We start from the raw sequence: 24,834 nt of genomic DNA on the forward strand, positions 1-24,834 counted from the left end.
TGGGTGCCTGGCGTGCGCGCAGCAATCGGCGTGACGATCCATCCGGTTCCGGTCAGCCGCTGCGCCCGTCGATGCGGGTGCAGCGGCGATCAAAGGCCGCGCTTACTTGCGGCAGTCGTCGATATCGTGCTGGGTGAGGGTCGAGTACGGCGCGAATGCCGGCACCAGTTGCGCGGCGGCGTCCTGCGCGTTGCGCAGCTTGGCCAGCTGATCGCAGATCTGCATCGCAGTGTGTTTGAAGGTTTCCGCCTGCGCTTCGATCTTGTCACCGATCTGGTCGGTGTTGCCGCTGAGCACGCCCTTGAGCGCTTCGCCGGCGGCATGCGCCCCGAAGGCCGCGCCCTGTGTGCCGATGTCGATGCCTTTATCGGCGACGCCCTGGATCTGCACGTAGAAACCGCGCATCGCCTGGCGCTGCGCATCGTTCAGGCTCACCGGCTTGCCGGCGATGCTGAGCGCGCCATCCGCGCCGATGGTGGCCGCGGGCAGGCCGTCGCGGTGGAGCGTCAGGCTCTTGCCGTTGAAGATCACCCCGTTCGCGTTGGTCTTGCCCGACACCACGACCGTGGGTTCGGACTTGCCGCAGCCGACCAGCAGCGCGCCCACCAGTACCGCACAAATCCACAGTTTCATCAGCCGTCCCTCTCTTGAATGGTCAATGCAGTGGTCAGTTGTCGGTCGGCACGCGGGTGGTGCCGGCCACATCGCTGACGTCGATATCGCCGCTGCCCTTGCGCGCGACGCTGACATCGCCGCGCACCTTGTGCACACTCAGGGCGCCGGAGTTGACCGCTTCCACGCCGACATCGCCTTGCACATCGTCGATGTCGACATCGCCGGAGCCGATCGTGCCGAACTTGACGTTGCCTGCCACGCCGCGCAGCTTGACGTCGCCCGAACCGACCTTGCCGACCTCCGCCGCGCCATGCACCTGCCTGGCCTTGAGATCGCCCGAGCCGACCGCCAGCACGCGCAGCGACCCCATCTCTTCCAGTTCGATATCGCCGGAACCGACCTTGGCGGTGACCCGGCCCCTGGTGCGGCGGATGGCCATGTCGCCGGAACCGACATCGGCACTCACGGCCGCAGCGCCGCTGATCTCGGCGTCACCGGAGCCCACGTCGAACTGCACCAGCAGCGTGTCCGGCACGCTGCCGCGCAGGTCCAGGTACGAATAGCTGTCGCCGATGGAGATGCGCAGCGGGCGGTCGTCGGCCAGCGTGACCACCAGCTTGTCGCCGACCCGCTTCTGGGTGACGGTCAGGCCCTTGAGCAGCTCGGCCCTGGCCGCGCAGGCGCGGCCGCCCAAACGCCCGCCGTTGCCCGGCGCAGCGTCCAGATGCAGGTCGTTGGAGCCGACCTCGAACAGCACCGACTTCACTCCGCTCAGTTTCAACTCCAGGCTGCGCGGTTCGGAGAACTTGCATTGCTCCTCGGCGAACGCAGCGCCGGGCACGGCGAACAGGATGGCCAGACTCAGCAGACGACGCATGGGATGTCCTTCAGGCTTCGGAGCGCCGACGGCGCAGGTAGATGGAGGCGGCGATCAGGGCAACGCCGATTGCAGCGCCGATCCAGATGTCCGGATTGCCGTAGACCCGTGCGCTGTCGGTGTGCTGCAGCGCCCATTGCACCAGATCGCTGGGGTTCTGCATCGCGCTGCTGTCGAGGTTGCCGCTGACCGCGCGCGGCGACCAGGTGCCGGGCAGGGCGCTGAGCAGGCCGCGGTAGCCGACGATGTACCAGATCCAGCCGATCGGCAGCGAGATACCCGGCATCGCCGAGAGGATGCTCAGCATCACGCAGGCCAGCAGCGGGAACAGCACCGCCCACAGGAACGGCTTGCTGGTGGCCCAGGCCGAGCAGAACATCAGCCAGCCCACCGTCGGCAATGCCCACAGCAGACTCATCGGCACGGTCTTCAGCAACAGCCACAGCAACGCGAACGGGTGCGAATGGGTGGCCAGGGCCCAGGGGCTGGGGACGCCGGCGATCGAGGCGCCCACGATGGCGATCAGCCACAGTGCCAGGCCGACCAGCACGCCGATCACGATGGAAATCAGCGGCGCCAGCAGCAGCGCCCAGGCGGCCTTGGACAGCACCGTCTGCACATCGGACACCGGCAGCGATTTCCAGAACAGCACGCTGCGGTCGCGGCGGTCGTCGTACAGGCTGCCCAGCGAATAGAAGAACACCACGAACGCCAGGACCACCGAGGCGATGCCGATGCCGCCGAGCAGCAGGCCGTCGCCGACCTGGCCCAGGGTGCGCGTGTATTCGGCCAGATCGTCCATCGTGATGCTGTCGCCGATCATGTTGCGACGCGCGCTGATCGCGCCGATCACCGCGCCCAGCAGCGCGAAGAACACCGCGATGCCGCCGGTGATGATCTGTGCCCAGACGAAACCGCCACGGTGTTCCCAGTACTCGCGTTTGAGCAGCCAGCCGAACGTGCGTGCGGGAGAAGCTTGGTGGGTGAGTGCATTCATGCGTAGGTCCCCTTCATGACCGCAACGAACAGGTCGGCAAGGCCGGGATTGCGGGTTTCGCCAAAACGGGCGAGCTGCGCTTTCGGCACGCCATCGAACAGCATCACGGTCTTGCCAAACGGGAGGCTGCGCTCGTCGATCGGCTGCAGGCCTCTGGCGGCGTCGAGATGCTCGGCACCCACCAGCACTTCGGTGTACCGCTCGGCCACGTTTTCCATGTCGGCGGTCAGCACGATGCGGCCGTCGCGGATGAACATCACATCGGTGAGGATGTGTTCGATCTCTTCGACCTGATGGGTGGTGACGATGATGGTCTTCTGCTCGTCGAAGTAGTCCTCCAACAGGCGTTGGTAGAACTGCTTGCGATACAGGATGTCCAGGCCCAGCGTCGGCTCGTCCAGCACCAGGATGCGGGCATCGATGGCCATCACCAGCGCCAGATGCAGCTGCACGATCATGCCCTTGGACAACTCGCGCACCCGCGACTTGCGGTTGAGCTGCGTATTGGCCAGGAAGCGCTCGCACTTGGCGCGATCGAAGCGCGGGTGCACGCCGGCGACGAAGTCGATCGCCTCGCCAACCCGCAGCCAGCGCGGCAGTACCGCCACGTCGGCGATGAAGCAGACCTCGTTCATCAGTGCGTTGCGCTGGGTGCGCGGATCCATGCCGAGCACGCTCAGGTCGCCATCGAAATCGGTCAGCCCCAGCACCGCCTTGAGCGCAGTGGTCTTGCCGGCGCCGTTGGGGCCGATCAGGCCGACGATGCGCCCGGCGGCGATGGTGAAGCTGGTGTTGTCCAGCGCGAGCCGATGCTTGTAAGCCTTGCGCAGGCCACGTGCGTCGACCACATGGTCGGAGGAGACGGCGGTCATGGTGTTTTTCCCTGTGGCAACAGATCGTCGATGGACAGTCCCAGGCGCTGGATGCGTTCCAGCACTGCGGGCCATTCTTCATTCAGGAAACGCTCGCGCTCGCTGCCGCGCAATTTCTGTGCGGCCTCCGGGGTCATGAACATGCCCAGGCCGCGGCGTTTCTCCACCAGGTTCTCGTCAGCCAGTTCCTGGTAGGCGCGCGAGACGGTGATGGGATTGAGTTGGTAGTCGGCCGCCACCTGCCGTACCGAGGGCAGGGCGTCGCCAGGCTTGAGGATTCCATCGAGCATCATGGCAATCACCCGTTCCTTGAGTTGGCGGTAGATGGGAGCGCCGTCGCTCCATTGGATGTCGTTCATGGTCAGCTCCGTGGGCGCAGAACCTGCGCGAAGGAGAAATAGGGCATCGACAGCGAAGCGCGCAGGTGCCGGCTGGGCCGGGTGCGCGCCTCGGGGGGAGTTGTCGCGTTTTCCGTAACCGCCTCCGACACGCCATAATCGGCGCCGGACTCCGTGACCTGACTGGAAGCGGCTCCCAGGCAACCAATGGCGAACAGGGCGCTGCCGAACAGCAGCAATGGAGCTGGTCGCGTGAAGCGTGTGCTGTTCATGCTTTCCCCTGCGTTGGATGACTGGTGTTGTATTCAACTATAACACCGACACGCAGGCAGTCAACTGCCTGTCATACCCAACTGATGGCACCCCGCGTCGGCGGGTGGCCCGGACCTATCGAAAGGGATCGCTCATGTTGCTCAAGCGTCTGCTGGTCGTTGTATTCGCTGGCTTTTTCTCCGTCTCGGCGCTGGCCGCCGGCGCGCCGGTGCTGGATCTGGATTACCGGCCGCTGGCCGGCAAGGCGCCAATCAACCTGAACCGTACCTACGGCGGCAAGGTCCTGATGGTGGTCAATACCGCCAGCAAGTGCGGCTACACCCCGCAGTACGAAGGGCTGGAGGCGCTCAACCAGCGCTTCGGCAGCCGCGGTTTTTCGGTGCTGGGCTTTCCGTCCAACGATTTCCAGGGGCAGGAACCCGGATCTGAGAAGCAGATCCAGGAATTCTGCACGCTGACCTATGGCGTCAAGTTCCCGATGTTTGAGAAGGTGCATGTGCTGGGTGCACAGGCCACGCCGCTGTATCAGCGCCTGACCCAGGCCACGGGTGTGGCGCCGGGCTGGAACTTCCACAAGTATCTGATCGGGCGCAATGGACGGGTGGTGGCGCAGTTCCCCAGCAAGATCAAACCGGACGATCCGAGCGTGCTGGCGGCAATCGAACGCGAGCTCAACGCGCCGTCGCGCTGAGCACGGCGCTCGCAAGGCCACGCGCACATGCGACAATGCGCATTCAGCGCCGGCGTCGGCGTGTCTTTTCACTTTCGGGAAGTGCATCGAATGAAGATGGGAAAGCGCGGCGCGGCGGCGTCGCTACTGATGGTGGCACTGTCGGCATCGATGCCGGCGATGTCGCAGCAACCGGCCGCAGCGGCCACCAAGGAGAAGCCAGTTTTGAATGCATCGTCTGAGAAGAGCACGCGCGACAACGTCAGCTACGCCATCGGTATGGACGTGGCACGTTCGTTCGAGCCGATTGCCCAGGACATCGATGTGAGCGCACTGCAACGCGCCATCGAGAATGCATTCAAGGGCGGCAAGCCGCTGTTGTCCGACGAGCAGACCCAGGCCACCGACACCGCACTGCGCACCGCGCTGGCGGCACGTAACGGCCAGCAGGTCCCGGGCATGGCGCCGGGTAGCGCGCCGGCCGCGCCGTCCAAGGAAAATGTCGGCCTGATGCTCGGCGATCGCGCGGTCGGTCCGTCGCTGGCCGGCATCAAGGACGAGATCGACCTGTCGATCCTGATGGAAGCGGTGCGCACCGTGTTCGCCAAGGGCACCACGCGTCTGACCCAGCAGGAAGCCGCTGCCACCATGCAGGCGTTCGCCTCTGCCAAGCAGGGCGCCGCCGGTGCCAAGAATCGCGAGGAAGGTAATGCCTTCCTGGCCAAGAACAAGACCGAAAAGGGCGTGATCACCACCGCGTCGGGCCTGCAGTACATGGTGCTGCGCCAGGGCAGCGGCGAGCGTCCGATGCCCACCAACACGGTGCGCGTGAACTATGAAGGCAAGCTGCTCAACGGGCAGGTGTTCGACAGCTCCTACCAGCGCGGCCAGCCGGCGGAGTTCGGTCTGAATCAAGTCATTGCAGGTTGGACCGAGGGCGTCGCGTTGATGCCGGTCGGTTCGAAATACCGTTTCTGGATTCCATCCAACTTGGCCTATGGCCCGAACGGCACGCAGGGGGGGCCGATCGGACCAGACGCAACGTTGACGTTCGATGTCGAACTGATGGGTATCCTTCCCTGATCCCCCACAGGAGTACCCCCACCCATGCGAGTTGCGATCTTTGGTACCGGCTATGTTGGTCTTGTCACCGGTACCTGTCTGGCGGAAGTAGGTCATCACGTTATCTGCGTGGATATCGACCAGGCGAAAGTTGATGGTCTCAATCGTGGGGTGATTCCCATCTATGAACCCGGCCTGGAGCCGATGGTGAAAGCCAACCACGCCTCTGGCCGGTTGCGCTTCACCACCGATGCGGCCGAGGCGATTGCGCACGGCGAAATCACCTTCATCGCCGTGGGCACGCCGCCGGACGAGGATGGCAGTGCCGACCTGCAGTACGTGCTGGCGGTTGCGCGTACCGTCGGTCGCCATATCGATGGCCCTTCGGTGGTCGTCAACAAGTCCACCGTGCCGGTCGGCACCGCCGACAAGGTGCGCGTGGCGATCCAGGAAGAGCTGGACGCACGCGGCGTGGACCATGAGTTCGATGTGGTCTCCAACCCCGAGTTCCTCAAGGAAGGCGACGCCGTGGCCGACTGCATGCGTCCGGATCGCATCGTGATCGGCGCCAAGAAGCCGGCGGCCATTGCCCGCATGCGTCGTCTGTATGCGCCGTTCAACCGCAACCGCGACCGCATCGTGGAGATGGACGTGCGTTCGGCCGAGCTGACCAAGTACGCGGCCAATGCAATGCTGGCGACCAAGATCAGTTTCATGAACGAGATCGCCAATATTGCCGAGCGCGTCGGTGCGGACGTCGAGCACGTCCGTAACGGGATCGGCTCGGATCCGCGCATCGGCTGGCACTTCATCTATCCCGGCGCCGGTTATGGCGGCTCGTGCTTCCCGAAGGATGTGCAGGCACTGGCCAAGACCGCCGAGCAGTACGGCATGGAGCCGACCCTGCTCAACGCGGTGGAAAGCGTCAACAACGCGCAGAAGGGGCACCTGTTCGAACTGGTGCAGCGGCATTACGGCGCCGAAGGCACCGGCAGCATTGCCGGCAAGACCTTCGCGGTGTGGGGCCTGGCGTTCAAGCCCAATACCGACGACATGCGTGCCGCGTCCAGTCGCCGTCTGATGGAGCAGTTGTGGGAAGCCGGTGCCACCGTGCGTGCCTACGACCCGGAAGCGACCCATGAAGCCAAGCGCATCTTCGGCGAGCGCGACGACCTGACCTTCTGCGACGAGGCATTTGCCGCACTGGAAGGCGCCGACGCCCTGGTCGTGGTCACCGAGTGGAAGCAGTTCCGCAGCCCGGATTTCGGCAAGATCAAGCAGGCCTTGAAGGACGACGTGGTGTTCGACGGCCGCAACCTTTACGACCCGCAGGAAATCGAAGCTGCAGGTCTGGCCTACTACGCCATCGGACGAGGCCGTTCGTTGCATGCATGAGCAACTCTCGCCGCGCGACCAGGAACTGGACGCGCGGTTGGTTGAACTGGAAACGCGCCTGTCCTTTCAGGAGCAGGCGCTCAATGAACTGAGTGAAGCACTTGCGGACGCCCGTTTGACGGGCGCCCGCAATGCCGAACTGATCCGCCACCTGCTCGAGGATCTGGGCAAGGTGCGCTCCACGTTGTTTGCCGACGCAGCGGATGAACCGCCGCCTCCGCATTATTGATTGCAGATTGCCACCGCCATGAGCGATACCTTACGTGACCAGTTGCTTGGGTTGGGCTTCAAGTCCGCACCCAAGCCCGAACGCAAACCCGACGCACGGCCTGCCGCGCGTCAGCATGGCCACGGTGGCAGGCCCGCGCCCGGCGGCAACAAGCCGGGTGGCCAGGGCAGGGGACCGCAGCGGCCGCATGCCGCTGCGGCGACCGACGGCAAGGGCGAGCGCAAACACGACGGCAGGCCGGAGCGTCGCAATGATGGCAAGCCGGCAGGATCGCAACGTCCGCCGCAGTCCACGGCCGACCGCCGCGGACCCAGGCCTGCCCGCACGCGTGAGGACATCGACCTGGCCAAGGCCTATGCGATCCGCGCGCAACGCGAGAAGGACGAGCGCATCGAAGCCGAGCGGCTGAAACAGGAAGAAGCACGCCTGCGTCGCGAAGCCAAGGCCAAGCTCGAAGAACTGCTCAAGGACAAGGGGCTCAATCATGCCGATGCGGATATCGCCCGGCATTTCCCCTATGGCGGCAAGATCAAGCGTATCTACGTGACTGCCGATCAGCTCAAGGCGCTCAACGCCGGCGAGCTCGGCGTGCTGCAGCTCAACGGTCGTTATCTATTGGTGACTGCCGAAGTACTGGCCGACGCTGAAGCGGTATTCGCACCGTCGGTGGCATTGAAGGTGGACCCGAATGCGCCGGCAGGCGAAGACCCGTATGCCGATCCCCAGTACCAGGTGCCCGACGACCTGGTCTGGTAAGGCTGCGTAGATAGGTTTGCGTTGGCACATGGGCACCTGATGGGTGCCCATCTGTTGAGTGGTGGTCAACCCGATTGCGTGGCCGCCGGTGGATGCGGTCGATGCGTCAAGGCGGGAGATCTAGTTTTCCTGCATGGCGGCCCGTATGCGATTTAGAGTGCGCCGGTCGGCTGTTCGTGATGGGGGGGCGGCCGCTTGTGTGCAAGTGACGAAACTTCGAGGATCAGGATGACGCGCTCGGCGACAGGGAATGCTTACTTCGCGCATATCGACGGATTGCGTGCATTGGCGGTGCTGTCGGTCATCGCCTATCACCTGGACGCCAGTTGGTTGCCCGGTGGTTTCACCGGCGTCGATATATTTTTCGTTATCTCGGGGTTTGTGGTCAGTGCGTCGGTCGATCGATTGCCGCGCATTGCGGTGGCCGCCGAGTTGGCGCGGTTTTATGCGCGCCGCTTGCGGCGTATCGCACCGGCCTTGCTGGTCTGCGTGCTGGTCACCGCGCTGTTTTCGACCTTGTTCATTCCCGAGTCGTGGCTGAGCGAAGCCAGCACCAAGACCGGACACATGGCCTTGTTCGGGCTGAGCAACTGGGTGCTGGCCAGCGTCGGCCAGGATTATTTCTCGCCGCGTGCCGAGTTCAATCCGTATACGCAGACCTGGTCGCTGGGCGTGGAGGAGCAGTTCTATCTGCTGTTTCCGTGGATGTTCCTGGCCTGGATGCGTGGCGGTGCCGGACGTGCCTGGTCGCTGGGCCTGTTCGCGCTCGCCAGCGCGGCCTCGCTGGGCTATGCCTGGCAGCGCACGCAGGTGCCGGGACACGAGGTCACTTCCTTCTATCTGACCACCGCACGCTTTTGGCAACTGGGTGCCGGCGTGGTGTTGTTTCAGCTGATGGCACTGCTGCGCCGCCGCGACGGGCAGCGTGTGTTCGCAGCAGGTATCGGCCTGCCTGCACCGTTGCGCGCACTGCTGTTGCTGTTGGCCTTGGCAGCCATCGGCAACGGACTGTGGAATGCGCGGCCTGGGCATTCGCCCTGGAGCGATGGCTTGTGGCCGGTGGTTGGCACGCTGGTGGTGTTGGCGTTGCTGCATCGGCACAGCGAGGGCTGGATCGGGCGCGTGTTGTCCGCCAGGCCGGTGGTGACGATCGGGCGCATCTCGTATTCGTTGTATCTGTGGCACTGGCCGGTGCTGGTGCTGCTGCGCTGGACGATCGGGCTGGATGCGGTGGCTGCCAAGCTGCTGGCGCTGGTGCTGACGGTTGTTTGCGCGGCGGCGTCGTATCGCTGGGTGGAACTGCCCTGGCGCAATCGGCGTATGGGTGGCTGGTCGAACGTGCGCGTGGTGATGGCCGGCCTCGCTGCGTTGGTGCTGGCCTTCGGCGTGCAATCGGCAGTGATCAAGTCGACGCCGTATACCTCGTTGAGTGTGGTCAGCCGCCACCCGCTGGATTGGTATGCGTATGCGCGCGGCTTGCGCAAGGAGCTGCCGGACTGCCGCCTGATCGCCAGCAACGCATCGGTGGGCGGGCAGCCGGTGCGCATCTTCGCGCGCGGGCAGTGTTCGCGTCCTGCGGCCAGTCAGCGCCAGGTCTTTGTGATCGGCGATTCGCATGCGCTGGCCTACAACGAAATGCTGCGGCGTTTTCCGTTGCTGGAAGGCGGCAGCGTGCGCATGTATGGCGTGGCCGGGTGTGCGGTCGCATCGATGCAGCCGGGTGGTCAGGGCGCAGGTTGCGACGCGTTCCTGCGACCGGCGCTGGAGGACGTGGCGGGCAGGGCGCGTGCGGGCGATGTGCTATTCCTGCCTGGTTTGCGGGTGCCGCGGCTGGCCGAGCAGGACGTGTTGTTCGACCTGCACGGCAATATCGCCACGCTGCAGAGCGAGCCGGCACAGCGCGAGCGCGATGCGACGGTGGCGGCGACGATCGCATTGCTGGCACCGGTGCAGGCGCGGGGCGTTCTGGTTGTGTTCGAAGCGCCCAAACCGGTGCTCAGGGCACCGCCTTACCGATGTTCGGACTGGTTCAATCGTGGCAATGCGATCTGCGCCAACGGCATGCAGATCGAGCGCAAGGCGATGGAAGACTATCGCGCGCCGGCACTTGATGGATTGCGTCGCATCGCATCCGGGCTAGGGGGCGCCAGCATCTGGGACCCGCTGCCGTCGCTGTGCGATGCGCAGGTGTGCGCGCCGACACAGCAGGGCCGGCCGCTGTTCTTCGATGCCGACCACTTGAGCGGGTATGGCAACCGTGTGCTGCTGCCGGGTTTCGCGGCGCATCTGCGTGGCTTGCCGGCGTCGGCACCGGTGGCTCAATAAAGGACCGGCTGCTCAGGAAAGGTTGACGTGCCGCTGGCGATACACGGGCCGGTCACGGCGCGCGCGGCACCATCGCCGCGTTATTGTCGACGCAGCCGGGCATGGTGCCCACTGCGTCGCTGCCACTCCTGCCGATGGTGCCGCGTATGTCTATGTTGTCGAACGTGTTGAAGTCCCGTGCCGTTGCGTCGGTTGCCTCCACCGCGCGTGGCGCTTCGGGTTTGCAGGCGACGCGCGCCACGGTATTGGCCGCTGCCATGCTTGCGTTATGCGGGATGAGTGGGCAGGCCGCTGCACAGACGGAGGATGCCCCTGCGTTCGACCGTCCCGGCATTCCGTTTGCCGCCGAAGTGCTGCAGCCCGGCGTGTTCGCCTGGGAGCAGGGTCTGCCGGATGCGAGTACCGATCGCAGCGACGGGCAGCGAATCACCCAGTACACCGCCGATACAGTGCTGCGCCTGGGCCTGTTCCAGAACGTGGAACTGCAGGTGGGCAGCGACAGCTACAACTGGCAGCACGGTGGCGGTGCGCATGTGCGTGGCGGAGGCGATAGCCATATCGGCCTGAAGGTGGCATTGCCGTCGCAGTCGGATAGCTTTCATTGGGCCGCGCTCGGCAGCTACAGCGTGCCGACCGGCAGCGCTGCCTTCAGCGATGGCTACGCGCGCGAACTGGGCGTGACCGCGTCCTGGGATCTGGCCCAGCAGCGCGCACTGGCGCTATACGTCAACTATGCGCGCGACAGCGACGGGCATACCTGGACCTTCTCGCCCAACTACACGTTCTTTTCCGGCGAGCGTTTCAGCAGTTATGTCGAGGCAGGCTTCGATACCGGCAGCGAGCATTCGCGCGTGGCCGGCGCCGGCGGTGCCTGGCAGTTGCCGCATGCGATGCAGCTGGATGTCTCGGTGCTGCGCGGGCTGACCTCGGAGAGCCCGGACTGGCAGGGCGGGATCGGCCTGTCGATTGCCTTTCAGTGATGGCATGATGGAAGGCGGCGGCAGCGTCGCGGCCGCTGTCCATGTTGCACTGCCGCATGCATTGAGTGCCCGGAAAAGGCCTAATTGGATCGATCCAATCGACGCCAGATGCATGCGCACTTCTCCCATTGCAAGGTCGGCAACGTGACGCGTGCCAAACCGGCGCCCTCCGCTTCGGAGGACGGCGACGCGCGCCATAACGGACGCGGGGCGGTGACCCTGCGCGATATCGCCAGTGCGATTGGCGTGTCGCGCGCGACGGTGTCGTTGGTGCTGCGCGGCAGCCCGCTGGTGCATGCGACCACACGCGCGCGTGTGGAGGCCGAACTGGATCGGCAGCACTACGTCTACAACCGTGCTGCGGCCAATCTGCGCTGCCGCACCTCATCCAGCATCGCGCTGGTCATCAACGATCTGTCCAACCCATTCTTTGCCGAATTCGCCGCAGGCGTGGACGAAGCGCTGGGCGCGGCGGGTTATGTGACCCTGCTCGGTAGCACCGGCGAATCGACGCAGCGCCAGCAGGCGGTGCTGACCTCGTTGATGGAGCATACCCCTGCCGGCATCATCCTGTCGCCGGCCGAAGGCAGCCAGGCACAGGCGCTGACCCAGGTGCTGGGACGACAACACAACGTGGTGTTGTTCAACCGCGAAGTGGAGGGCGCGGGCTGGGATCTGCTGGCGCTGGACAACGAGCAGGGCGCGTTGCTTGCCTGCGCGCATCTGATCGCGCAAGGTCATCGGCGCATCGTGTTCTTCGGTGGCCATGCCGAATCCAGTTCCTGCCGGCAACGCCGCGCCGGTTACGCGCGCGCGATGGCCGACGCCGGTCTGGCCGTGCATTACGTTGAATCCGCACCGAATCGACAGGATGCTGCGCTGTGCGCCGGTCGCATGTTGGACAGCGCCGAGCACGATCGCGCAACTGCGGCGGTCTGCTACAACGATAGCGTCGCATTGGGCCTGATGGCCGCGCTGGCGATGCATGGCATCGTGCCGGGGCGCGATTTCGCGGTGACCGGCTTCGACGATATCGCCGAAGCCGCGTTGTTCACGCCCGCGCTGACCACGCTGGCCGCAGATCCGCGCGCGCGCGGGCGCCAGGCTGCGCAATTGGTGTTGCAGCGTATCGGGAGTCCCGCCCTTGCATCGCAGCGCCTGACCGCCGCAGTCGAATTGAAGATCCGCGCCAGCAGCGCCAGCAGCGCCAGCGCGTCAAGCTCCGTGGTTCCGCTTCACTCCCCCAGTGATTCTCCCGCCCATTCCCCCACCAAGGCCTCAGGCCGCTGACCAGGCAATTCCTATGGTTTCCCTTTCCACGCAGTCCACAGTGCCTAGCGGCAACAAGGCGCCCGTCAACAACGGCGTTGCGTTGTCGGTGGTCACCACGATCTTCTTCATGTGGGGCTTTCTCACCTGCCTCAACGACATCCTGATTCCGCATCTGAAGGCGGTGTTCGAGCTCAACTTCGCGCAGGCGATGCTGGTGCAGTTCACCTTCTTCGGCGCGTACTTCCTGATGTCGCTGCCGGCCGGTTGGCTGGTGGCCAAGCTTGGCTACAAGCAAGGCATCGTGGCCGGGCTGGCGGTTGCCGCGGTCGGTGCGCTGGGCTTCTGGCCTGCGGCGGAATTGCGCGTCTATGGCGCATTTCTCGGCGCGTTGTTCGTGCTGGCCACCGGCATCACCATCCTGCAGGTGGCGGCCAACCCGTATGTCGCGCTGCTGGGCCCGGAGCGCAGTGCGTCCAGCCGCTTGACCCTGGCGCAGGCGCTCAATTCGCTGGGTACTGCGATCGCGCCGCTGTTCGGTGGCTGGCTGATCCTGTCCAACACCGTGATGAGCGGCGACCAGCTCAAGGTGCTGCCGGAAGCCGAGCAACTGGCCTATCGCGTGCAGGAAGCGCAAGCCGTGCAGGGGCCGTACATCGGTCTGGGCATCGTGCTGTTTCTGCTGGCGATCTTCGTGTTCCTGTTCCGTCTGCCGGCCCTGACCGATGCGGGCGCGCAGAAGGATGAAAGCAGGCATTCGCTGCTGGATGCGCTGGCGCATCCGCATGTGCGCTTTGGTGTGTTGGCGATCTTTTTCTATGTCGGTGCGGAAGTGGCGATCGGCAGCCTGATGGTCAACTATTTCTCGTTGCCGCAGATCGGCGGGTTCACCGAACGCGAGGCGACCCACTACGTGTCGGCGTACTGGACGCTGGCGATGATCGGCCGCTTCATCGGTTCGGCCTTGCTGGCCAAGTTGTCGCCGCGCGTGCTGTTGTCGGTGTTCGCCGGGATCAACGCACTGCTGCTGGGCCTCACCATGGCCAGCGGCGGCATGCTGGCGGTGTATGCGCTGGTGGCGATCGGCCTGTTCAATTCGATCATGTTCCCGACCATCTTTACGCTGGGCATCGAGCGGCTTGGCCCGCTGACCGGCCGCGCCTCGAGCCTGTTGATCATGGCCATTGTCGGCGGCGCCATCGTGCCGTATCTGCAAGGCCTGCTGGCCGACAGCATCGGCCTCCACGAGTCGTTCGTGCTGCCGCTGGTGTGCTACCTGTACATCGTGTTCTACGGCATCTGGGGCTCGCGTCTGCGCGGCGCACTGGCGGAGGCACGCGCATGAATGCTTTGAAGAACCGGGTGGTATGTTTTGGCGAGGCCTTGATCGACATGCTGGCACTGCCGCAGGCCGGTCCGGATGAGGCGCGCACGTTTGCGCAATACGCCGGCGGTGCGCCGGCCAATGTCGCAGTCGCGGTGGCGCGCCTGGGTGGCGCAGCGCATTTCGTCGGCATGCTGGGACGCGACATGTTCGGCGATTTTCTGCTGCAGAGCCTGCAGCAGGCCGGTGTCGCCACCGATGGCATCGTGCGCACCGATGAGGCCAAGACCGCGCTGGCCTTCGTGGCGTTGGATGAAGCCGGCGAACGCAGTTTCAGTTTCTACCGTCCGCCTGCGGCGGATCTGCTGTTCCGGCCGGAGCACTTCGCTGCGGACGGCTTCACGCAGGCTGCCGTGCTGCATGTGTGTTCCAACAGCATGACCGAGCCTGCGATCGCGCAATGCACGCTGGACGGCATGCGCCGCGCACGCGCCGATGGCGCCATCGTCAGCCTGGATCTCAACCTGCGCCCGATGCTGTGGCCGCAGGATGTGGACCCGGCTGCACTGCTGTGGGAGGCGTTGGCGCTGGCCGATGTGGTCAAGCTCTCGCGCGAAGAACTCGATTACCTGGCCGGCACGCTCGATGGCGACGCCAGCGCGGTCACCCGCAAGCTCTGGCAGGGCCAGGCCAGCTGGTTGCTGGTCACCGACGGTGGTGGTCCGGTGCATTGGCAGACACGCAACGATTCGGGTCAGGTGCCGGCCTTCCGCGTGCAGGTGCGCGACAGCACGGCAGCGGGCGATGCGTTCGTCGGTGGCTTGCTGTTTCAGCTGGCGACGCGTGCATCCACGCTGGAGCAGCTGTCCGGCGATGCCGCTGCGATCACCGAGGTGATCCGCTTTGCCGCGGCGGTCGGTGCGCTGGCGGTGACGCGTAAGGGCGCGTTTGCGGCGATGCCGAGCGTCGATGAAGTCCATTCCCTGATCCAGGAACAATCATGAGCCGTTTGCCTGCGAGCCCCGCACCCGATTTCCGTTCGGCCGATGTACTGCGTCAGCATATCGCCGACACCATGGCGTTCTACCACCCGCGCGCGATCGACCCGGCGGGCGGGTTTTTCCAGTATTTCCGCGACGATGGTTCGATCTACGATGCCGGGCATCGGCATCTGGTCAGCAGCACGCGCTTCGTCTTTAACTACGCGATGGCGTATCGCGAATTCGGCGATGCGCAGTACCTGCAGGCGGTGCGTCACGGCCTGGACTATCTGCGCAACGTGCATCGCAATCCGGCCACCGGCGGTTACGCATGGACCTTGCGTGACGGCGTGGTCGAAGACGACATGAATCACTGCTACGGCGTGGCCTTCGTGCTGCTGGCGTATTCGTGCGGCCTGAAGGCGGGTGTCGAGGAGGCGCGCGCATGGATGGACGAGACCTGGCAGCTGCTGGAAAAGTATTTCTGGGAGCCGGAATTCGGCCTGTACCGCGACGAGGCCGATGCGCAGTTCAACTTCACCAGCTACCGTGGCCAGAACGCCAACATGCACATGTGCGAGGCGATGATCGCCGCGTACGAAGCCAGTGGCGAGCAACGCTACCTGGACCGTGCGCTGTCGCTGGCCGACACCATGACCCGGCGCCAGGCGGCCAAGGCCGACGGTCTGGTGTGGGAACACTACGATCTGCAATGGAACATCGACTGGGACTACAACCGCGACAATCCCAAGCACCTGTTCCGCCCCTGGGGTTTCCAGCCGGGCCATCAGACCGAATGGGCCAAGCTGCTGATGCTGCTGGATCGCTACGCACCGACCGACTGGTTGTTGCCGACCGCGCAACACCTGTTCGATGTGGCGGTGGAGCGCTCCTGGGATGCGCAGCGTGGCGGGCTGTATTACGGCTTCGACCCGGACGGCAAGGTCTGCGACGACGACAAGTATTTCTGGGTGCAGGCCGAATCGCTGGCGGCGGCGGCGTTGCTGGCGCAGCGCAGCGGCGAGCCGCGCTATTGGCAGTGGTACGACAAGCTCTGGGCGTATTCCTGGGAGCACATGATCGACCACCGCTATGGTGCGTGGTACCGCATTCTGGATGCGGACAACCGCAAGTACAGCGACGAAAAGAGCCCCGCCGGCAAGACCGATTACCACACCATGGGCGCCTGCTACGAGGTCTTGAACGTGTTGCGGCCGGCTGCTTGATGCTGGCGTGATCAAGGGCGCCGCCGCGCAATGCGTCGGCGCCGCGCAGGAGCGCACCCGGGCGCGACGAGGTTTCACCCGGTAAAGCCTCGTCGCGCCCGGGTGCGCTCCTGCGATGTCTGTGGTCTGCAGCTGTGCTTATTCCGGGTCGTAATCCAGATTCGATGCCAGCCAACGTTCGGCCAATGCCACGGTGATGCCCTTGCGCCTGGCGTAGTCGGCCACCTGTTCCTTGCCCAGGCGCCCGACCACGAAGTACTGGCTCTTGGGATGGCTGAAGTAGTAGCCGGAGACCGCTGCGGTGGGCAGCATCGCGAAACTTTCGGTCAGCGTCATCGTGGTATGACGCTCGGCATCGAGCAGGTCGAACAGAGTGCGCTTTTCGCTGTGCTCGGGGCAGGCGGGATACCCTGGTGCCGGACGAATGCCGCGATAGCGCTCGGCGATCAGCGCCTCGTTGTCCAGCGTCTCATCCTCCACATAGCCCCAGAATTCGGTGCGCACGCGTTGATGCAGGCGCTCGGCCAGCGCCTCGGCCAGACGGTCGGCCAGGGCCTTGAGCAGAATCGCGTTGTAGTCGTCGTGCGCGGCTTCGAACCGCGCTACATGCGGCTCGATGCCGATGCCGGCGGTGACTGCAAACGCGCCGATCCAGTCCTGCTTGCCGCTGCTCTTGGGCGCGATGAAATCGGCCAGGCAGAAGTCGGGGCGGTCGATGGGTTTGTCGACTTGTTGGCGTAAGAAGTGCAAGAGCTGCCGGGATTGGGCATTCGGGATTTGGGATTGGCCGGGCTGCTGCGAATCTCCAATCCCGTTTGCCGAATCCCGGTGGTCTGTCAGCACCACTTCCACGTCATCGCCCACACTGTTTGCCGGCCACAGCCCGAACACCGCCTTCGCGGTCAGCCATTTTTCGGCGACGATGGTGCGCAGCATCTTGCGTGCATCGCGGTACAACTCGCTGGCCTGGGTGCCGACCACCTCGTCGCTCAGGATCGCCGGGAACTTGCCGGCCAGCTCCCAGGCCTGGAAGAACGGGGTCCAGTCGATCAGCTCGATCAACTCCTGCAGCGGATAGTCGTCGAACACGTGCAGGCCTGGCTGACGCGGGGCGGGCGGTGTGTAGGTGTCCCAATCACCGTCGAAACGCTGTGCGCGTGCCTTTTCCAGCGACACCAGGCGTTTGGCGTCGCCGCGGTTGCGATGGCGGGCGCGGATCTCTGCGTAGTCGGCATCGTTGGCGGCAACGAAGGCCTGGCGCAGGTCGCGCGAGATCAGTGATTGCGCAACGCCCACCGCGCGCGAGGCGTCCTTCACCCACACGGTGGGGGCGGTGTAATGCGGGTCGATCTTCAAGGCGGTGTGTGCGCGTGAGGTGGTGGCGCCACCGATCAACAGCGGAATCTCGAAGCCTTGTCGCTGCATCTCGCGTGCGACATGCGACATCTCTTCCAGCGACGGCGTGATCAGGCCGGACAAGCCGATCAGGTCCGCATTCTCTGCGCGCGCACGGTCCAGTATCACCTGCGCCGACACCATCACGCCCAGATCCACCACGTCGAAGTTGTTGCATGCCAACACCACGCCGACGATGTTTTTGCCGATGTCGTGCACATCGCCCTTGACGGTGGCCATGATGATCTTGCCGTTGGACTTGCCGACATCACCGGTCCGCAGCTTTTCCGCTTCGATGAAGGGCAGCAGGTACGCCACCGCCTTCTTCATCACACGCGCGGACTTGACCACCTGCGGCAGGAACATCTTGCCGGCGCCGAACAGGTCGCCGACCACGTTCATGCCGTCCATCAGCGGGCCTTCGATCACGTCCAGCGGGCGGGTGGACTGCTGGCGCGCTTCCTCGGTATCGGTTTCCACGAATGCGTCGATGCCGTGCACCAGCGCATGCGCCAGCCGCGCACGCACCGGCTTCTCGCGCCAGGCCAGGTCTTCGACTTTCGCCGCGCCCTTGCTGCCCTTGTAGCGCTCTGCAATTTCCAGCAAGCGTTCGGTCCCGTCCTTGCGCCGATTGAGGATCACATCCTCCACGCGTTCGCGCAGTTCCGGGTCCAGCTCGTCGTAGATCGGCATGCCGCCGGCGTTGACGATGCCCATGTCCATGCCGGCCTTGATCGCATGGAACAGGAACACCGAGTGGATCGCCTGGCGCACCATCTCGTTGCCGCGGAACGAGAACGACACGTTGGAAACGCCGCCGGAAACATGGCAATGCGGCAGCGTGCGTTTGATCTGCCGGGTGGCTTCGATGAAGTCCACCGCGTAGTTGTCGTGCTCCTCGATGCCGGTGGCCACGGCAAAGATGTTCGGGTCGAAGATGATGTCTTCCGGCGGAAAGCCCACCTGCTCGGTCAGCACCTTGTAGGCGCGCGTGCAGATCTCGACCTTGCGCGCGCAGGTATCGGCCTGGCCCACTTCGTCGAAGGCCATCACCACCGCGGCAGCGCCATAGCGCAGCACCTTGCGCGCCTGTTCGATGAACAGCGCTTCGCCTTCCTTGAGCGAGATCGAATTGACCACGCTCTTGCCTTGCAGGCACTTCAGCCCGGCTTCGATCACGCTCCACTTGGACGAATCCACCATCACCGGAATGCGCGCGATATCCGGCTCGGACATGATCAGGTTGAGAAAACGCGTCATCGCCTTTTCCGAATCGATCAGGCCCTCGTCCATGTTGACGTCGAGGATCTGCGCACCGTTGGCGACCTGCTGGCGCGCTACCTCCACCGCCTCTTCGTAGCGCTCTTCCTTGATCAGCTTGCGGAACTGCGCGCTGCCGGTGACGTTGGTGCGCTCGCCCACGTTGACGAACAACAGGTCCGGGGTGATGACCAGCGGTTCCAGGCCGGACAGGCGGGTGTGGCGGGGAGTGCTCATGCGATGCTCTGAAGAAGGGCGGCCGCGTTGCTAGCCCGGATCGGAAAAGGAAGTGGCGGGACGCAGCCGTCCGCAATCATCCGGCGCTGCACGCCTGCTCCCCCGCATGCGGATGAAGGTGCCCGAAGGACGGATGAGTGTCATCGCTCTGGATCACGCTGCCAGCTCCTGCGCGCCAGGCAATTGCCGCGGCGGCAGGTCGGCGACCGCTTGGGCGATCGCACGGATGTGATCCGGCGAGGTGCCGCAGCAGCCGCCGACCAGATTGAGCAGGCCGGCCTGCGCAAATTCGCGCAGGGTTTCGGCCATTTCTTCCGGGGTTTCGTCGTACTCGCCGAAGGCATTCGGCAGGCCGGCATTGGGATGCGCGCTGACATAGGCGTCGGCAATCTGCGCCAGCGTTTCCACGTGCGGGCGCAGGTCCTTGGCACCGAGCGCGCAGTTCAGGCCCACCGACAGCGGCCGCCCGTGCGCGACCGAGGCGTAGAACGCCTCGGCCGTCTGGCCGGACAAGGTGCGTCCGGAGGCATCGGTGATGGTGCCGGAGATCATCACCGGCAGGCGCCCGCCGCGTGCTTCGAACACTTCCTCGATCGCATACAGCGCGGCCTTGGCGTTGAGCGTGTCGAAGATGGTTTCCACCATCAGCGTGTCGGCGCCGCCGTCGATCAGGCCGTCGATGGCCTCGCGGTAGGTGTCGCGCAAGGCATCGAAGCTGGTGTTGCGGTAGCCGGGGTCGTTGACGTCCGGGCTGATCGAGGCGGTGCGGCTGGTGGGGCCGAGCACGCCGATCACGAAGCGCGGTTTATGCGGGGTCAGCGCCTCGACTTCGTCGCAGCAGGCGCGCGCGACCTGCGCGCCGGCCTTGTTCAATTCGTAGACCAGATGTTCCAGGTGATAGTCGGCCTGGCTCACCGAGGTGGCGTTGAAGGTATTGGTTTCCAGCAGGTCGGCACCGGCGTCCAGATAGGCGCGATGGATGCCGGCGATGATCTCCGGGCGCGACAGCAACAGCAGGTCGTTGTTGCCTTTCAGGTCGTGGCCTTCCGGCGCGTGTGCGTGATCGCAGCCCGGGCCATGTACGTGCACCTGCGCGCTGTCGTAACCGTCGGCAAAGCGGCTGCCGCGGTAGTCGCGCTCCTGCAGATCGTGGCGCTGGATCATCGTGCCCATCGCGCCATCGATGATGAGGATGCGTTCGGCAAGCGCGGCAGTGAGTCTGGCGGCGCGCTCGGGATGCAGCCAGGGCAGTGCAAACGGGATGGGGGGTTGGGAATTGGGGATTGCTGCGGGCGTCATGATGCGATTCTCCGTGAGGCAGTGGCGCCGCTTTCAACGATTCCCGATTCCCGACTCCCAATTCCCGGCTTCACCGCAATCAATGAAATCACCTCGAAATGCGGCGGGCGCTTCTCGCGCGTCACCGTCTCCAGGCTGGACACGTCCAGCCCGGCTTTCTCGGCAAACCTGCGCAGTTCCTTGGCAGCAAAGCCAAGATTGACGTGGCCATAGGCATGCACCGCGGCGCGGTGTTCGTGCTTGGCCAGGCTGCATAGCAGCAGGCGGCCGCCGGGGCGCAGCACGCGCGCGGATTCGGCCACTGCCTGCGCCGGCTTGGCTGCGTAGGTGAGCGCATGCATCAGCACCACCAGGTCGAAGCTGGCATCGGGAAACGGCAGCGCATGCATGTCGCCCTCGCGCACTTCCACATTGCGCAGCTTGCGCAGGCGCTCGCTGGCGGCGGCGACCACGCGTGCGCTGGTGTCGATGCAGATGTAGCGGGTGGCATGTGGTGCCACCAGCTCGGCCAGCACGCCGTCGCCGGAGGCGATGTCGAGCACGTCGCCGGTTTCCAGCAGGGGCAGGGCGGTGCGCGCCAGCGCCTCCCAGGTGCGCCCCGGGGAGTAGTGCCGTTCCATGTCGCCGGCCACCGAATCGGCCCAGTTCTGGTCGGCGGCGCGGTTGGCCAGCACTGCCGCCACGCGCTCGGCGTCCTGGCGCAGCAGCGGGTCGTCGCTGCCGGTGCTCAATGCCAGCCACAGGGCGCGCTGCGCCGGGTCCAGCGACACCTCGTCGAAACGGTAGTAAGCCGACACGCCGGCGCGGCGGTCGCGCACCAGCCCGGCTTCCTTGAGCTTGGCCAGGTGCGTGGACACGCGCGGTTGGGCCAGCCGGGTGATCGCCGACAGCTCGGCCACGGTGAGTTCTTCCTGCTCCAGCAAGGTCAGCAGGCGGACGCGGGTGGCGTCGGCAAATACCTTCAGGCGCGCCGACCAGTCTTCCAGATCCATGAATATCTCTATATCGCGATATGGAGATATTTTCGGCCGGGCAGGGTGTGGGGTCAACTACATACGCATGCGAATGGTTGGGGCTACAATGGGCGCTCAGCCTAGGCCTGGAGGGGTGCGACGTGGATTTCAGCTTTACCGAAGAACAATTGATGATCCAGGATGTGGCGCGCCGCATCGCCCAGGAAAAGATCGCCCCCAGCGCGGAGCAGTTCGATCGCAGCGGCGAGTTCCCGCTGGAGAACATCCGCCTGCTCGGCGAAAACGGCCTGATGGGCATCGAGGTGCCGGCTGAGTACGGTGGCGCCGGCATGGACCCGATCAGCTATGCGCTGGCAATGATCGAGATCGCCGCCGCCGACGGCGCGCATTCCACCATCGTGTCGGTCAACAACTCGCTGTTTTGCACCGGCATCCTGAAGAACGGCAGCGAGGCGCAGAAACAGCTGTACGTGCGCGCGATCGCCGAAGGCGCGCAGATCGGCGCGTTCGCACTGACCGAGCCGCAGTCCGGTTCGGATGCCTCGGCGATGCGCTGCCGCGCGGTCAAGCAGGCCGATGGCAGCTTCGTGATCAACGGCAAGAAGAGCTGGATCACTTCCGGCCCGGTCGCCAAGTACATCGTGTTGTTTGCGGTGACCGAGCCGGACAAGGGCTCGCGCGGCATCACTGCCTTTATGGTCAACGCCGATCGCGCCGGCTTCCATCGCGGCAAGACCGAGCCCAAGCTCGGCATCCGTGCCTCGGCCACCTGCGAGATCGAATTTGCCGATTACATCGCCCAGCCCGAGGAAGTGCTGGGCGTGGAAGGCGAGGGCTTCAAGACCGCGATGAGCGTGCTCGACGCCGGGCGCATCGGCATCGCGTCGCAGGCGGTCGGCATCGCGCGTGCGGCCTATGAAGCGACCCTGGCCTACGTCAAGGAGCGCAAAGCCTTCGGTGCGGCCATCGGCACCTTCCAGATGACCCAGGCCAAGATCGCCGACATGAAGTGCAAGCTGGATGCAGCGCTGCTGCTGACGTTGCGCGCGGCCTGGTTGAAGGGGCAGGGCCAGAAGTTCGGCACCGAAGCGGCCGTGGCCAAGCTCACCGCCTCGGAGGCGGCGATGTGGATCACCCATCAGGCGGTGCAGATCCACGGCGGCATGGGCTATTCGAAGGAAATGCCGCTGGAGCGTTACTTCCGCGACGCCAAGATCACCGAAATCTACGAGGGCACCTCGGAAATCCAGCGCTTGGTGATCGCGCGTGGCGAGACCGGCTTGCGCTGAAGGGCCTGATCCGGCAGTACGCCGCGGTCGACACCATCGGCCCGAGCTGCGCAGCAGTCGATCCGGCACCGTGACGCTGGCGATTGCCTCGCACGGTGTAGGAGCGCGCTTGCGCGCGATGGGGCGTTATCGATAACGCCCCATCGCGCGCAAGCGCGCTCCTACGCAAACGTGGGCGGTCAGATATCGCGGAGGCGCCGTGTCAGCGGCCTGGCGCCGGCACACCGCAAGCAACGTTACAGCCTTACATCGCGCGTGGTTGCGCCCGACCTTGTCGTGCGCGGCGCGCGCGGATCACAATCGCAGCTTCTCTGGCCTCTGGTGCGCGCATGCCCCGGTCCTTGCACGCTGTGTTTTCCCGCCTTTCGTTGTCCGCCCGTGTTCCGGTGCTGGTGTGTTGGGGGCTGTTGCTGGTCTGCGCTGCGGCAAGTGCGCAAACGCCGCCGCCCTCGATCGTGCCCACCGACCGCCTGCAGGAAGCCTGGTGGGCGCGGCGGCATGCGCAGGTGTTGGAGCAGGTGAAGCAGCACGCCGACACGCCGCTGTTGTTGATCGGCGATTCGATCACCCAGAACTACGAAAAAGCCAAGGCGCCGGACGAGGATTTTCAGCCGACCTGGCAGACCTTCTACGGCAGCCGTGGCGCGCTCAACCTGGGCTTCAGTGGCGATGGCACCGAACACGTGCTGTGGCGGCTGGCCAATGGCGAGGTCGATGGCCTGCAGCCCAAGGTCGCGCTGGTATTGATCGGTACCAACAACACCGGCCACCTCGGTCAGACCGCGGAGCAGGCCCAGCTCGGTATCGATGCGGTGGTGGCGGCGATCGAACAGAAATTGCCGCGCACGCAGATCTTGCTGGTGGGTGTGCTACCCAGCGACATCTCCGGCGAGAAGTCGCGCCGCGATGCGCAGATCAACCAGGGCCTGGCGGTGCGCTATGGCGACAATCCACGCGTGACCTATCTGGATGTGGGGTCGATCTTCCAGCGCGACGGCAAGCTGCGCACCGAGCTGTTTTACGACACTCGCTTCCGTCCGCCGGCCGCTGCCCTGCATCCGGACACGCAAGGCCAGCGCATGCTGGCCGAGGCGATCGAGCCGACCCTGGCGCGCCTGCTGGGCGAGCCGCCGGTCAAGCCGGTTGCCGCGCTGGGCCGCGATTTTGCGACCTCGCTGATTCCGGTCGACCGTCTGGAGCAGGACTCCTACGACTGGTATGCGCGTCACCATGCGGCGCTGGCCGCAGCGCGCACGCTCAAGCCCGAGGTGGTGATGATCGGCGATTCGATCACGCACTTCTGGGCCGGCACACCGCAGGCCACGCGTGTCAGTGGCCCCGAGTCCTGGAGCTGGTTGTACGGCAGGGCCCCGGTGCTGAATCTGGGCTTCGGCTGGGACCGCACCCAGAACGTGCTGTGGCGCATTCGCCAGGGTGAGCTCGACGATCTGGATCCACGCTGGGTGGTGCTGCATATCGGCACCAACAACCTCACCGGCACCGCGCAAGCGCGCGCATCCACGCCGGCCGAGACCGCGCAGGGTGTGGAGGCGGTGGTGAGCGAGGTGCGTCGCCGTTTGCCCAGGAGTCAGCTGATCCTGATGGCGATCATGCCGCGCGGCCGCCATGCCGGGGATGCGCAGCGCGCGCCCATTGCCGAGACCAACCGGCTGCTGGCCGCGCGTTATGGCAAGGATCGGTCCGTGCGCCTGGTCGATATCGGCCCTCGGATGCTGCAGCCGGACGGGACCTTGCCCGAGGCGCTGATGCCCGACGGCACCCATCCCAGTGAGACCGGGTATGCGATCTGGGCCACGGCGCTGCGCGAGGCGGGCATCACAGCAACGCCATAGGCCGTCCTGCGCTGCGGAGTCAGGGCAGCGGCCTCGAAGAGGGCGCTGCCGCCGCGCAGTAGGCTATACGGTTGCCCAGTTGCCGCGTCATGGCGTGAGCGGAATGAAGCGCCGGCCGCCGATCAATAGCGGGCTGCCATCGGCCGGCAACGCAAGCGCACGGCCACCAGCAGAACTTTCCGGACCCAGAAACCAGAAGACCCCCGATCGCTCGGAGGTCTTTTTAAACTGGTGCCCAGAAGAGGACTCGAACCTCCACGAAGTTGCCCCCGCTAGCACCTGAAGCTAGTGCGTCTACCAATTCCGCCACCTGGGCAGGTGAGCCGCGAATTTTGCAGA

Annotated in this window: 23 protein-coding genes and 1 tRNA gene; 13 read left to right on the forward strand and 11 right to left on the reverse strand. The window is 65.1% G+C overall.

Annotated features, from left to right (window positions below; genetic code table 11):
* Positions 1–102: 102 nt before the first annotated feature.
* Genes ABQ039_RS07430 through ABQ039_RS07455 form a run of 6 tightly spaced genes read right to left on the reverse strand, consistent with a single transcriptional unit; the run spans position 103 to position 3,971 of the window.
* The gene (locus ABQ039_RS07430; RefSeq protein ID WP_184380033.1) at positions 103–633 is read right to left on the reverse strand and encodes a DUF2884 family protein; all 531 of its coding nucleotides are present in this window, start codon (positions 631–633) and stop codon (positions 103–105) included.
* 34 nt (positions 634–667) lie between these two features.
* Positions 668–1,492: a DUF4097 family beta strand repeat-containing protein gene (locus ABQ039_RS07435; protein WP_039528077.1), complete on the reverse strand. Its 825-nt coding sequence runs from the start codon at positions 1,490–1,492 to the stop codon at positions 668–670.
* 10 nt (positions 1,493–1,502) lie between these two features.
* Positions 1,503–2,489, reverse strand: coding sequence for a hypothetical protein (locus ABQ039_RS07440; protein WP_024939339.1), 987 nt, complete (start codon positions 2,487–2,489; stop codon positions 1,503–1,505).
* On the reverse strand, positions 2,486–3,361 hold the full coding sequence (locus ABQ039_RS07445) for an ABC transporter ATP-binding protein (protein WP_046342254.1): 876 nt from the start codon (positions 3,359–3,361) through the stop codon (positions 2,486–2,488). Before ABQ039_RS07445 ends, ABQ039_RS07440 begins: the two co-directional genes overlap by 4 nt.
* On the reverse strand, positions 3,358–3,720 hold the full coding sequence (locus ABQ039_RS07450; protein ID WP_003483692.1) for a GntR family transcriptional regulator: 363 nt from the start codon (positions 3,718–3,720) through the stop codon (positions 3,358–3,360). Before ABQ039_RS07450 ends, ABQ039_RS07445 begins: the two co-directional genes overlap by 4 nt.
* A 2-nt stretch (positions 3,721–3,722) precedes the next feature.
* Positions 3,723–3,971 carry a hypothetical protein gene (locus tag ABQ039_RS07455; RefSeq protein ID WP_024939341.1) on the reverse strand — a complete coding sequence of 83 codons (249 nt, stop codon included), beginning with the start codon at positions 3,969–3,971 and terminating at the stop codon, positions 3,723–3,725.
* Between the two features lie 134 nt (positions 3,972–4,105).
* On the opposite strand from ABQ039_RS07455, the gene ABQ039_RS07460 reads away from it, so the two are divergent.
* The 6 genes from ABQ039_RS07460 (at position 4,106) to ABQ039_RS07485 (ending at position 10,409) form a co-directional block, all read left to right on the forward strand.
* A complete protein-coding gene (locus ABQ039_RS07460; RefSeq protein ID WP_024939342.1) occupies positions 4,106–4,663 on the forward strand; it encodes a glutathione peroxidase in 558 nt (185 codons plus the stop codon).
* 90 nt (positions 4,664–4,753) lie between these two features.
* Positions 4,754–5,725 (forward strand): FKBP-type peptidyl-prolyl cis-trans isomerase, encoded by a 972-nt coding sequence (locus tag ABQ039_RS07465; protein ID WP_016901531.1) that lies wholly within the window; start codon positions 4,754–4,756, stop codon positions 5,723–5,725.
* 24 nt (positions 5,726–5,749) lie between these two features.
* Positions 5,750–7,099, forward strand: a complete 1,350-nt coding sequence (locus ABQ039_RS07470; RefSeq protein WP_024939343.1) for a UDP-glucose/GDP-mannose dehydrogenase family protein — start codon at positions 5,750–5,752, stop codon at positions 7,097–7,099.
* Entirely contained in the window at positions 7,092–7,328 is a 237-nt protein-coding gene (locus tag ABQ039_RS07475; RefSeq protein ID WP_024939344.1) for a SlyX family protein, read from the forward strand. Before ABQ039_RS07470 ends, ABQ039_RS07475 begins: the two co-directional genes overlap by 8 nt.
* 18 nt (positions 7,329–7,346) lie before the next feature.
* Positions 7,347–8,084, forward strand: coding sequence for a DUF2058 domain-containing protein (locus tag ABQ039_RS07480; protein ID WP_326519963.1), 738 nt, complete (start codon positions 7,347–7,349; stop codon positions 8,082–8,084).
* A 228-nt stretch (positions 8,085–8,312) separates the two neighbouring features.
* Positions 8,313–10,409, forward strand: coding sequence for an acyltransferase family protein (locus ABQ039_RS07485; RefSeq protein WP_349778622.1), 2,097 nt, complete (start codon positions 8,313–8,315; stop codon positions 10,407–10,409).
* Positions 10,410–10,461: 52 nt separating this feature from the next.
* Here ABQ039_RS07485 and ABQ039_RS07490 read toward each other — a convergent pair whose 3' ends face one another.
* Positions 10,462–10,668: a hypothetical protein gene (locus tag ABQ039_RS07490; RefSeq protein WP_228911720.1), complete on the reverse strand. Its 207-nt coding sequence runs from the start codon at positions 10,666–10,668 to the stop codon at positions 10,462–10,464.
* Between ABQ039_RS07490 and ABQ039_RS07495 the strand changes: the two genes are divergently transcribed.
* From ABQ039_RS07495 to ABQ039_RS07515, 5 genes are all read left to right on the forward strand, one after another.
* Positions 10,667–11,389: a transporter gene (locus ABQ039_RS07495; RefSeq protein ID WP_228911719.1), complete on the forward strand. Its 723-nt coding sequence runs from the start codon at positions 10,667–10,669 to the stop codon at positions 11,387–11,389. The genes ABQ039_RS07490 and ABQ039_RS07495 overlap by 2 nt on opposite strands.
* 108 nt (positions 11,390–11,497) lie before the next feature.
* Positions 11,498–12,679, forward strand: coding sequence for a LacI family DNA-binding transcriptional regulator (locus ABQ039_RS07500; RefSeq protein ID WP_184611236.1), 1,182 nt, complete (start codon positions 11,498–11,500; stop codon positions 12,677–12,679).
* A 13-nt stretch (positions 12,680–12,692) separates the two neighbouring features.
* Positions 12,693–14,003, forward strand: a complete 1,311-nt coding sequence (gene fucP, locus ABQ039_RS07505; protein ID WP_046342259.1) for an L-fucose:H+ symporter permease — start codon at positions 12,693–12,695, stop codon at positions 14,001–14,003.
* Complete coding sequence (locus ABQ039_RS07510) at positions 14,000–14,986, forward strand: carbohydrate kinase (RefSeq protein ID WP_349778623.1); 987 nt, start codon at positions 14,000–14,002, stop codon at positions 14,984–14,986. Before fucP ends, ABQ039_RS07510 begins: the two co-directional genes overlap by 4 nt.
* Entirely contained in the window at positions 14,983–16,188 is a 1,206-nt protein-coding gene (locus ABQ039_RS07515; RefSeq protein ID WP_102252191.1) for an AGE family epimerase/isomerase, read from the forward strand. The genes ABQ039_RS07510 and ABQ039_RS07515 overlap by 4 nt, the downstream gene beginning before the upstream one ends.
* 138 nt (positions 16,189–16,326) lie before the next feature.
* Here ABQ039_RS07515 and metH read toward each other — a convergent pair whose 3' ends face one another.
* The 3 genes from metH to ABQ039_RS07530 all read right to left on the reverse strand — a co-directional run bounded on the left by metH (position 16,327) and on the right by ABQ039_RS07530 (position 21,371).
* Entirely contained in the window at positions 16,327–19,080 is a 2,754-nt protein-coding gene (gene metH, locus ABQ039_RS07520) for a methionine synthase (protein WP_349778624.1), read from the reverse strand.
* A 153-nt stretch (positions 19,081–19,233) separates the two neighbouring features.
* On the reverse strand, positions 19,234–20,379 hold the full coding sequence (locus ABQ039_RS07525; RefSeq protein ID WP_349778625.1) for a homocysteine S-methyltransferase family protein: 1,146 nt from the start codon (positions 20,377–20,379) through the stop codon (positions 19,234–19,236).
* Positions 20,376–21,371 carry a metalloregulator ArsR/SmtB family transcription factor gene (locus ABQ039_RS07530; RefSeq protein WP_039520530.1) on the reverse strand — a complete coding sequence of 332 codons (996 nt, stop codon included), beginning with the start codon at positions 21,369–21,371 and terminating at the stop codon, positions 20,376–20,378. The genes ABQ039_RS07525 and ABQ039_RS07530 overlap by 4 nt, the downstream gene beginning before the upstream one ends.
* A 152-nt stretch (positions 21,372–21,523) precedes the next feature.
* Between ABQ039_RS07530 and ABQ039_RS07535 the strand changes: the two genes are divergently transcribed.
* Together ABQ039_RS07535 and ABQ039_RS07540 are read left to right on the forward strand one after the other, a co-directional pair.
* On the forward strand, positions 21,524–22,642 hold the full coding sequence (locus ABQ039_RS07535) for an acyl-CoA dehydrogenase family protein (protein WP_349778627.1): 1,119 nt from the start codon (positions 21,524–21,526) through the stop codon (positions 22,640–22,642).
* A gap of 329 nt (positions 22,643–22,971) precedes the next feature.
* On the forward strand, positions 22,972–24,495 hold the full coding sequence (locus ABQ039_RS07540; protein WP_349777915.1) for a platelet-activating factor acetylhydrolase IB subunit: 1,524 nt from the start codon (positions 22,972–22,974) through the stop codon (positions 24,493–24,495).
* Positions 24,496–24,724: 229 nt separating this feature from the next.
* Here the strand turns inward: ABQ039_RS07540 and ABQ039_RS07545 are convergent.
* Positions 24,725–24,811: transfer RNA gene (locus ABQ039_RS07545), tRNA-Leu, on the reverse strand.
* Between the last annotated feature and the right edge of the window lie 23 nt (positions 24,812–24,834).

Source organism: Xanthomonas sp. WHRI 6108 (genome assembly GCF_040202385.2).
In the GTDB taxonomy this organism is placed as follows: domain Bacteria; phylum Pseudomonadota; class Gammaproteobacteria; order Xanthomonadales; family Xanthomonadaceae; genus Xanthomonas; species Xanthomonas arboricola.